This window comes from Xanthomonas dyei (assembly GCF_002939865.1).
Taxonomy (GTDB): domain Bacteria; phylum Pseudomonadota; class Gammaproteobacteria; order Xanthomonadales; family Xanthomonadaceae; genus Xanthomonas; species Xanthomonas dyei.
On record NZ_MDEE01000085.1, the window covers coordinates 1 to 5,157 of the forward strand.

Annotated in this window: 3 protein-coding genes and 1 pseudogene; 1 reads left to right on the forward strand and 3 read right to left on the reverse strand. The window is 58.9% G+C overall.

What is annotated here, in order from left to right; genetic code table 11:
- Window positions 1–130: 130 nt before the first annotated feature.
- The 3 genes and pseudogenes from XdyCFBP7245_RS24240 to XdyCFBP7245_RS23075 all read right to left on the reverse strand — a co-directional run bounded on the left by XdyCFBP7245_RS24240 (window position 131) and on the right by XdyCFBP7245_RS23075 (window position 3,809).
- Window positions 131–1,798: pseudogene (locus tag XdyCFBP7245_RS24240) on the reverse strand (XVIPCD domain-containing protein).
- Between the two features lie 20 nt (window positions 1,799–1,818).
- Window positions 1,819–2,736: a hypothetical protein gene (locus tag XdyCFBP7245_RS23070; RefSeq protein WP_244907915.1), complete on the reverse strand. Its 918-nt coding sequence runs from the start codon at window positions 2,734–2,736 to the stop codon at window positions 1,819–1,821.
- 155 nt (window positions 2,737–2,891) lie between these two features.
- A complete protein-coding gene (locus tag XdyCFBP7245_RS23075) occupies window positions 2,892–3,809 on the reverse strand; it encodes a hypothetical protein (RefSeq protein ID WP_104617675.1) in 918 nt (305 codons plus the stop codon).
- 459 nt (window positions 3,810–4,268) lie between these two features.
- Between XdyCFBP7245_RS23075 and XdyCFBP7245_RS23080 the strand changes: the two genes are divergently transcribed.
- A complete protein-coding gene (locus XdyCFBP7245_RS23080) occupies window positions 4,269–5,081 on the forward strand; it encodes a Smlt3025 familytype IV secretion system inhibitor (RefSeq protein WP_104617673.1) in 813 nt (270 codons plus the stop codon).
- Window positions 5,082–5,157: the final 76 nt, after the last annotated feature.

Here is a 5,157-nt window from a genome sequence, read left to right on the forward strand (position 1 = left end):
GAAATGGCGAAACTCCGAAGATCCAAACGCGATTCTCCGGAACGATGCGGACATTCCGCACTCTCAGGCATCGTTATTCAGACCTTCCCTAAACGAGGATCTACCGCTCGAAGACGGAAGCCAGACACGCTCACCCAATGCTCCGCGGCTTAACCGCCTCCTCCTGCGCCAACGATCTCTCCTGCGCTTGGCTTTGGCTGTGCGCCAAGGTGCGCGCGTCGAGCTCTTGCAGCTTTGCCAGCGATTGCTCCACGGGCGTACTGACGGCCACGTCAGTGGGCATGCTGGCACGCAGATGGGCCGGATTGCTGGGCTCGCCCTGCACCACGAACACGGTAGCGCCGGCCGCCGCACGCGGTGTCTGGTTGCTCAGCTACACATGGTCAATCCGCTCAAGCCCGTGCTCCTTTGCCAGATGCGCCAAGCTGGCACTCATCCGCTCGCTGTGCGCATCGCTGCTCCGTCCCATGCTGGCATCATCCAACTTGCCAACCAGAGTCGTTGCCTGTGCATGCAGGGGGTGAGGTGCCTGCGGCGTGGGTTCCAGGTCTGCCTGTCGCTGCCTGCCGTGCACCGTCTCTACCGGCCCACCTTCTTGCCGTTGGGGATGAGGCGGCTGATTGCCACGCGGCTGAGGGCCGGGCCGTGCTCCCTCCTGCTGAAGTCCTTGGTCTAGCTGCTGCTCTCGCACGGGGCCGGTGGTCGTGCTGGTCAGCACGTATTGCCAGCGTGTTTGCGCAGGGTTGCCTTGAACAGCATCCATGAACGGCTCGTAGTCGTCCGCGTGGATAGTCTGGTAGCCGGCCGAGTCCGTGCTGCCGCGTGATCCGCGGTGGATTTTGAATGTGTCGTTGAGATCCTGTGTGCCGTTGACGTCGGCGTGATCAAACCAGCCGTCGGCATTGCTGTCCCGCTGCACCATGCCGCGCCCTGCAGTCACTGCAGCCTGGCTAGGCCGCAGCGCATCGTCCATGGATCCAGCCAGCAATGGATTGGGATGCTGCGCCCTCTGCATTTCGATCGTGCCTTCGCCCAAACGTCCGAGGTCACGGACACCATCCCCATTGACATCGTCACCCTCGATCTTGCGCGGCCGCGTAATGCTCTCAAACCCGGGGGAGGGATCGAATCTGCGGTTTTCACGACCGCCCTCGCCCAGCGGCCTCGCTCCGGTATTGCCCGCGTGGTGATCGTATTGCGCAGTGGGCTCGGTGTTAGAGCGGTTCGCTTCAACCACATGAGCGGCTCCGTCTGCGTCCTTCCACAGAACGACCAGGCGATCGTTGTAGACACCGCTGCCACCGCGTGACTCATCGCGAGGAGTTGCCGGGTTATCTGACCGCCTTTGGGTTGGATGTGCCGAATCTTCCATGGCGTCGAGCGTGGAATTCTCTTGCCGCAGGCCAAGGATGACCCGTTGCCCTGGCGTTGCAAGCGCCTGATCTGCTGCCGTATTGCCACGCGCTTGGGCGATGCTTGCGTAAACGTCGTATTTTTGACCGTCGGAGAGAGTCGCCAACTCATTGTCGGCTGGAAATCGCGGTGCAGTCGTGTGAATGCTTTGCAGGCGTTGTAGCGCTGCGGTAACGCCTGGCGTCTGCGCGCGGCCTGCATTGGCAGCGATATCACGCTCTGCCTGGATGCCGACGTAGCGATCCATGCTTTCTTGCACGATTTCTGGCTGTCCTTGCCGATGCCGTTCCAGCAATGCCACTGCATCTGCGGGACGGTTGGCATTGAACAACACCACAACCTCGTCTGCACGCTCTTTGATATTGAGCTCTATGACACGCGCCATCTTTGCTCTCCCTGCATCGATTAATGAGTGACGAAACGGTCGCCCTTGTTGTCCAGCGGACCAGAACAGGCAGCCTTTCCTTCAGCGACGGGCCTGCACGGCCATCGCGAGCGATCAACCGTGTTCATCAAGTCAAAGCGCTGCCCGTTCCAGACCAGAAATCCGAAATGCAGGTACGCCCAATCGTTGTAGTAGCGCGGATCACTGGCAAGCGGTGCGTCCGGGCCGAACTCGATCACCCAGCGCAGCACGGGAACCGCCCACAGACGCGACATATCAAGAAACGGGACAGGTTCCGCGTAAGGCTGGTAACGACGGATCTCGTCCTCGGTCAATGTGGGTGCAGGCGGCAATACCTCTCTACTAACATCGGCCAGCTGTCCTTTCGCATCGAAACGGAATGCGCGTACGCCACCCGAATCCTTGCAGTCCACTGCCTGATCGGTACACCGCACCCCACCAACCAGGTATACGACATCAAGAGGATCGGGTGATTCGAAAGAGCGCACCCAGAATGCATCGGTCGCCAGCATGAAATCGGCACGCTTACCCAAACCAGCAGATGCAACGTAAACAGCATGTTTCAAGGCGTCTGCGCGCGTGTCGGGAGTGATTGCCAGATCAGATGATGAAAGCGCCAAGATAACTTGAGCTAAAGGGCGCGGCGCAGGGCCGATGCATTCGTCGGCAGGCAGAAGAACACTGCGGCCAGAAGCGCTTCGCTGTAATCGGGTTGTACAGGTGGCCCCCATGTCTTGCTCCAGCGCGAACTGCTTCCATGGCTTTGGAGAGGACAAGGGCACTTCCGGGTAGACGTTCTTGGCGGCAGCTATCGTCGCTGAAGGGCTGGTTGCCGAGCGAGCGCTGTCTTGGGCGCATCCAGCTGCAGCGATGAGCACGACACCCACAAGCAATCCGTTCAAATGGCGATGATGCATGCTCTGCTCCGTGTGGGTTGCCTAAGCTTTAATCGGCTTGTTGTATCAGGACGATATCAATCATGCCTTGTCGTGCTGGTTACTGCTTTGGCCTGGTTTCACCTGTGCGCTTGCGCTCACCCTATGCCGCACGCCATGAGTTGGCAACCTTTGAATTAATGGGAAACGAATCGGTCCTCACCATCTGGATAATCAGAACATGCTGGTTCGCCCGCGCGTTGTTGACGACACGGCCACTGCGCTCTTGTAACCCGTTCGACGCGCTCGAAGCGTTCACCCGTCCATCGGAGAAAGCCAAAATGCGCATAAGCGCCGACCCGCCTTGGGTCATCGGCGGCAAGCGGCTGGTCGGGGTCAAACTCCATTAGCCATCGCATGGTTGGCGCCATAGGTAACTTGTCGTCGAACAGAAAAAGCTCCGAGCCGCCGTGTTCGTTCTGCCTGGCGATATCTTCAGCAGTCAGGCTGGGCGCTTGCGGGAAGATCGATACGCTGACGTCGGATGCATTGCTGTCCTTATCGAGGCGATAGGCTTTGCGCCCTTGGCCTGATTGGCATGCAAGGCCTGCGTCACCCGCACTGCATTTCACTGGCCAGACCAGATACACCGTCTTGTCAGGATCGGCACTTTCGAACGAACGAATCGTGAGCTCACCCGCGGCCACAGTGAAATCCGCGCGTCGTCCCAACCCAGGTGCGGCCACGTAGACCGCATTGCGCAGACTGGCTTCGCGCGCCTGCTGCGAAGTATCGACGGCGTCTGCACGCAGAGCCAGCAGTGCGCGCGCCATGTGCGCGGGTGCCGGGCCTCGGCAAAACGCGTCCCTCAACAGCGGTGCAGGCGCAGCGCCCTGCGATTGCATCCTGTCAACACAGATAGCCCCCATCTGCCGCTCCAACTTGAAGGGGATCCAGGATGTGGGCGAAGCAGCGGGTGCCTGAGGAAAGGAGGACACTTCCTCGGCATCGCGCAAGGGCTTTGCTGCAGCAGCTTCTGTCGAAAGTCGTGCACACCCAAGCGTCATGATGGGCATTAGCGCCGTGGCTACCAGGCAACGCATCAGCTTCTTCACGAGCATCCCCTGAGCAGAGAAAACAGACGCTCCGGACTGTGTCCGCGTAACGGGGTGAGGTCAAGCATCGGCATGGCATTGATTGATCTGGCCCAGAGGTTGGCAGCGCCTGTAACAGCCTGTGCAGCATATGGGGGCAGTACGACATCTCGCGGCTCTATTGAGTACCGGAGGTCAGTTCCTCCCGGTCGTACATCAAGGCACGCCCCAATGCTGCAGGTCTGCATATCCACTCGCGAAAGTCACCGCTACCCTTCTGCGCTCATTGCATTTTCTTGATACGCACAGCCGATCAGTGCTTGTGCTTCGATCCAGAAGTAGCCGCAAGCGCCAGCCGAAATCGGCATCGGTCTTGTTGATACCTAAAGAGGGTCGAACGCCGGTCATCGATGTGGTCAACCTGTCCCGCCATCGCTTATTTGCCTATAGTTCTCGGTAGACCCTGCAATGGATTGACCAATGCACATGATGTCATCCGGCCGGTGCCTGACGCTTGCACTTGCCGTCGCTTTGACCGGCAGTGCCTGTGCACGGACGCCATCACCCGAACAAAAAAGGACTTCCCCCATGTCTGACACCGTCACAACAGGCCGCACCATCAACGGGCACACCTATTCGGATGCGCCTGTGGACGTGAAGCTGGGGCCGAACACGTTCCGTATCCCTGCCAACTACCTGGACAGCCAGATCGCACCGTGGCCGGGCGAAGGCGTGACGCTTGTCATCGAATGGCCGGACATGACCCCCACCCCGCCCGGTGCGCGCGCGAACCCGCGTACGAATGATTTCCGGAAGGAAATTTCGGTCGCGATCGACTATGTCGACCGTGTCCCCGTCGAGACATTGCTGGGGCGTTTCTCGTCAAACGAGAGGCGTACCGAGACCGGCTCGGTTGAACGGAGCAATCCTGTCGACAGGCTCGATCTTCGCATTGCACAGCCTGAAACATTTGGATTAACGCCCTATGCCATTGATGAGGAGAAGATGGCCGTATACGTAAAAGTGTATCAAGCCCACCACGGCGAGCCGCCGACGCGCAACCCTGCGTTTGAGGACGACTGGTATGTCGCGCGCGACTCGGGCGGAAACTTGACTACTTTTATCAAATGCGACAGCGCCAAATTTCGAGGGGATGGTGTTCGTCTGGAAGGATCTGAAGTGATTCATGAAGAAGGAGCTACTGCAGCAAGTTGCGTCCACTATTTCTCTGACATTGAAAACAAGCTTTCCATCAGCCTCAATTACAAGCGCGCTTTTTTAGGGAAGGTCTGAATAACGATGCCTGAGAGGGCAGAATGTCCGCATCGTTCCGGAGAATCGCGTTTGGATCTTCGGAGTTTCGCCATTT